The organism is Candidatus Endomicrobiellum pyrsonymphae (assembly GCF_020328025.1).
Lineage (GTDB): Bacteria > Elusimicrobiota > Endomicrobiia > Endomicrobiales > Endomicrobiaceae > Endomicrobiellum > Endomicrobiellum pyrsonymphae.
In genome coordinates this window covers 1-4,166 of sequence record NZ_JAIXMZ010000037.1, presented here as the reverse complement: position 1 = coordinate 4,166, position 4,166 = coordinate 1, and the positions used below count along the sequence as shown (strand labels likewise).

The window sequence follows — 4,166 nt, the reverse complement described above, 5'->3', positions numbered from 1 at the left end:
TAAATAGCAGACTTTAAAATAATTTCCGAAGCAGATTCGGATCTCAGGGGATCAAAAGATAATTTAGAGCATTTTTTATTGTTGCAAAAACAAAATAGTGGGTATAAATATGACAGAACTTACCAAACTTTTAACTAAATTTGAAAAACAAAAATCTTTACTTAAAAAATCATACAAAGTGAAGAGTATAGGTATTTTGGGACCGTATTTAAAAGGGAAACAAACTCAAAAAAGCGATTTGGATATTCTTGTTGAATTTTCAAAGCCGATAGGGTTGTTGGATTATGTAACTTTGGAGGAAGAATTGAGCAAACATACTGGTAAAAAAGTTGATTTGGTTATGAAGTTGGCGCTAAAACCTAAAATCGGCGAAAGAATTTTAAGCAAGGTTATATATGTCAAATGACAAGTATATGGATTATATGCATGATATTATATCGTCAGCTAAAAATGTAAAATCCTTTATAAAGAATATTTCTAAAGAAGATTTTGAAAAAGATAAAAAAACGGTTTATGCTACAACAAGAGCAATTGAAATTATTGGCGAAGCTTCAAAGAAAATACCTCCAAATATCCGTTCTAAATATCCTGAAATTCCGTGGAAACAAATAGCCGGCATGAAAGATAAATTAATTTATGATTACTTTAGCGTTGATGTTTGGGTTTTGTGGAAGACAGCAAAAATAGAGGCCAAAAATGACAGAGTATAATCATTCTGAAATAGAAAAAAAGTGGCAGAAAAGATGGAGCGACGATAAGATTTTTGAATGTAAGGAAGATTCAAAAAAAGAAAAATATTATTGTTTGGAGATGCTTCCTTATCCGTCAGGTAATTTACATATGGGGCATGTAAGAAATTACAGTATTGGTGATGTCTTTGCCCGTTTTCATAAAATGAAAGGCAAAAATGTTTTGCATCCTATCGGTTGGGACGCTTTTGGTCTTCCTGCTGAGAATGCTGCAATAAAAAATAAAATTCATCCTGCAAAATGGACAAAGCAAAATATTGCCCGCATGAGAGAGCAGTTAAAGGTTCTTGGTTTTTCTTATGATTGGAGTCGAGAGATTACAACTTGCGACCCGGAGTATTATCGATGGAATCAGTGGTTTTTTATAAAGATGTGGGAGAGAGGTTTAGTTTTTAGGAAAAGAGCGAACGTAAATTGGTGCCCGTCATGCCAAACTGTTCTTGCAAGCGAGCAGGTATCAAACGGTATGTGTTGGAGATGTGACAGCCACACTGAACGCAGGGATTTAGAGCAATGGTTTATAAAAATTACAGATTATGTTGATGAACTTTTAGATGGTCATAAACAACTTAGCGATTGGTCTGAACAGGTTTTATCCATGCAGAAAAATTGGATAGGTAAATCTTTCGGCGTGGAAATTGATTTTGCATTGGCTGGCGCAAAGAAGAAGTTAAAAGTTTTTACAACAAGACCTGATACGCTTTTTGGCGCGACATTTATAGTTGTAGCTCCTGAACACGAAATTATAAATGAGATGAAATTGCAAATCATAAATTATAATGAAGTCGCAAAATATGCGATTGATAGCGGAAGAAAATCAAACATAGAAAGGTCTTCTAGTAAAGAAAAAACAGGCATAAAGCTTGAAGGCATTAATGCGATAAATCCGTCGACAGGAAAAGAAATTCCCGTTTTCACAGCGGATTATGTTTTAATCGATTATGGTACAGGAGCAATCATGGCTGTACCAGCTCACGATCAAAGAGATTGGGAGTTTGCAAAAAAATATAATGCGCCCATTATAGAAGTTATAAAAGGTAACAGTTCTACATCTGTTGAACAACATGCTTATGAGGATGAAGGGCTACTTGTAAATTCAGGGCAGTTTGACGGCGTAAAATCCACGGAAGCTTTTGATATAGTTGCTCAGTGGGTGGAAAAACAAGGTTTTGGTAAAAAAATAATAAATTTTAAACTTAAAGACTGGCTTATATCAAGACAAAGATATTGGGGAACGCCCATACCGATGATTTACTGTGAAAAATGCGGTATTGTTGTCGCGCCTGAAAAAGACTTACCGATACTTCTCCCTGAAGATGTTGAGTTTACAGGAGAAGGCGGATCACCATTAAAGTCAAGCAAAATTTTTGTAAATGTAAAATGTCCGAAATGCGGAGCGGACGCAAGAAGAGAAACAGACACAATGGATACGTTTATAGACTCTTCATGGTATTATGTAAGATACTGCGATGCTCGTAATGATGCTACTGCTTTTGACAGCGCAAAGTTAGATTATTGGATGCCTGTAAATCAGTATGTTGGTGGAATAGAACACGCGTGTATGCATTTAATATATTCAAGATTTTGGTATAAAGTTATGAGAGATTTAGGACTTACAAAACACGACGAGCCGTTCATAAATCTTTTAACGCAGGGTATGGTTACGTTGGGTGGAAGCGCAATGTCTAAATCTAGAGGAAACGTTGTAAGTCCTGATGAAATAATTGAAAAATATGGCGCGGATACAGCAAGACTTTTTATTCTTTTTGCAGCGCCGCCACAAAAACAATTAGATTGGTCTTCAGATGGTGTCAAGGGTTGTTGGAGATTTATCAACAGAGTATGGCATCTTTTTGATGTAGTTAATACAAAGTCTAATATTGTAGCAACAGAGAAAGACAAGGCAGATATTTTAAGAATAACGCATCAAACAATTAAAAAAGTTACGTATGATATAGAAAAAGAGTTTCAGCTCAATACTGCAATTTCTTCAGTTATGGAGCTTGTAACTGCTTTATATACTTACAAATATCATTCAAATGATAACGGAATTTCGCTTGAAGCGTATAAGGCAGTTATTCTTTTAATGTCTCCGTTTACTCCTCATCTTTGTGAAGAAATATGGGAAAAGTTAGGACATGAAGAATGTATATCAACTTATACATGGCCGACTTTTGATGAAAATATGACAAAAGAATCTTCTGTTGAGTTGCCAGTACAAATAAACGGAAAACTGAAAGGTAAAATAATAGTTGCAATGGATGTCGTTGAAGGGGAGGTTAAAAAGATTATAGAAGCTGATAATAAAATTGCAGCTCAATTAAAAGATAAACAAATAGTAAAATTTATGTACGTTAAAAATAAGATAGTTACAATAGTTGTTAAATAATTTGGGGGATTTCATGAAAAAAATTACAGTATTGGTATCTTTATTTGCGATGCTTCCCATGTCTTTAGCATCTTGTGTATCTCCGTATGATACTGCTGTGCAGATATTGCCGGGTCATATTAAAAAAATATACATTAAACCTGTTATAAATAATACTCATCAGGTTGGTCTTGAGACAAAATTTACACAGGAAGTTATGAGTGAAGTGCTAATGGATGGACGTCTTTCTTTGGCAAACGATGAAGCGGAGGCGGATGGCGTTCTTACAGTTACTATCAGAAGATATATTTTACAACCTCTTATTTATGATGCAAACAATGATCCGGAACAATGTAAGCTTTTGATTATAGCCAGTGCTTCGTTGATTGATAAGGAGAGCGACGTAACTTTGTGGACAGAGCCCAGCTTAGAGGGAGTACAAATTTATAGATGTATTAAAAGAGAACAAAGTGATGTGGGTATGTACGATGGTACGACCGATGAAGATAATGCTAGAGATATTGTCTTGGAAAAAATGACCAGAAATATTGTTAGGAGGGTGATAAAAGGGTTTGGCTCAGTAACCAGTATGTCAGAAAAGAAAATTCCCGCAGAATAGACAAGTATTTGCGCCATTGTGGATAAGAATATATGCCAATTTTAAAAGTTCAAGATTTCAATAGATTAATATCAAAGATTTCGTCTGTTTATTTATTTGCTGGAGAAGAATCTTATCTTGTCGATATATGTCTTAATAAGATAGAGCGTTTTCTTGCAGTTGACGACTTAAATAAAGAAGTTTTTTATGCCGCAGAATCTTCGGCAGAAGATATTCTGAATTCTGTTCAAACTCTTCCATTTTTGAGCGAAAGGAGGGTTGTGATTGTTAAAGGCATTAATAAAATGRAAGCAGTTGATGCCGAAAAAATAACAGATTATTTGTCGAATGTTATAGAAACTTCGTGTCTGATACTTCTATAACATTCGACAAATAATCTGTTATTTTTTCGGCATCAACCGCTTTCATTTTATTAATGCCTTTAACAATC

At 34.6% G+C, this 4,166-nt stretch carries 5 protein-coding genes; all 5 read left to right on the top strand.

The genetic code is table 11. From position 1 onward, the window contains the following. The first annotated feature begins 109 nt into the window (after positions 1 to 109). Genes LE180_RS04250 through LE180_RS04230 form a run of 5 tightly spaced genes read left to right on the top strand, consistent with a single transcriptional unit; the run spans position 110 to position 4,098 of the window. Positions 110 to 406 (top strand): nucleotidyltransferase family protein, encoded by a 297-nt coding sequence (locus LE180_RS04250; RefSeq protein WP_374134227.1) that lies wholly within the window; start codon positions 110 to 112, stop codon positions 404 to 406. Further along, a complete protein-coding gene (locus LE180_RS04245) occupies positions 396 to 710 on the top strand; it encodes a DUF86 domain-containing protein (protein ID WP_374134226.1) in 315 nt (104 codons plus the stop codon). The genes LE180_RS04250 and LE180_RS04245 overlap by 11 nt, the downstream gene beginning before the upstream one ends. Next, positions 697 to 3,138 carry a leucine--tRNA ligase gene (gene leuS / locus LE180_RS04240; RefSeq protein WP_374134225.1) on the top strand — a complete coding sequence of 814 codons (2,442 nt, stop codon included), beginning with the start codon at positions 697 to 699 and terminating at the stop codon, positions 3,136 to 3,138. The genes LE180_RS04245 and leuS overlap by 14 nt, the downstream gene beginning before the upstream one ends. Positions 3,139 to 3,151: 13 nt before the next feature. Further along, positions 3,152 to 3,736 carry an LPS assembly lipoprotein LptE gene (gene lptE / locus LE180_RS04235; protein ID WP_374134224.1) on the top strand — a complete coding sequence of 195 codons (585 nt, stop codon included), beginning with the start codon at positions 3,152 to 3,154 and terminating at the stop codon, positions 3,734 to 3,736. A gap of 32 nt (positions 3,737 to 3,768) precedes the next feature. Further along, positions 3,769 to 4,098, top strand: a complete 330-nt coding sequence (locus tag LE180_RS04230; protein WP_374134223.1) for a DNA polymerase III subunit delta — start codon at positions 3,769 to 3,771, stop codon at positions 4,096 to 4,098. Positions 4,099 to 4,166 lie beyond the last annotated feature (68 nt).

Bases quoted from the DNA above. Each gene is read 5' to 3' on its own strand.
- LE180_RS04250 (WP_374134227.1), top strand. From the start codon at position 110: ATGACAGAACTTACCAAACTTTTAACTAAATTTGAAAAACAAAAATCT.
- LE180_RS04245 (WP_374134226.1), top strand. From the start codon at position 396: ATGTCAAATGACAAGTATATGGATTATATGCATGATATTATATCGTCA.
- leuS (WP_374134225.1), top strand. From the start codon at position 697: ATGACAGAGTATAATCATTCTGAAATAGAAAAAAAGTGGCAGAAAAGA.
- lptE (WP_374134224.1), top strand. From the start codon at position 3,152: ATGAAAAAAATTACAGTATTGGTATCTTTATTTGCGATGCTTCCCATG.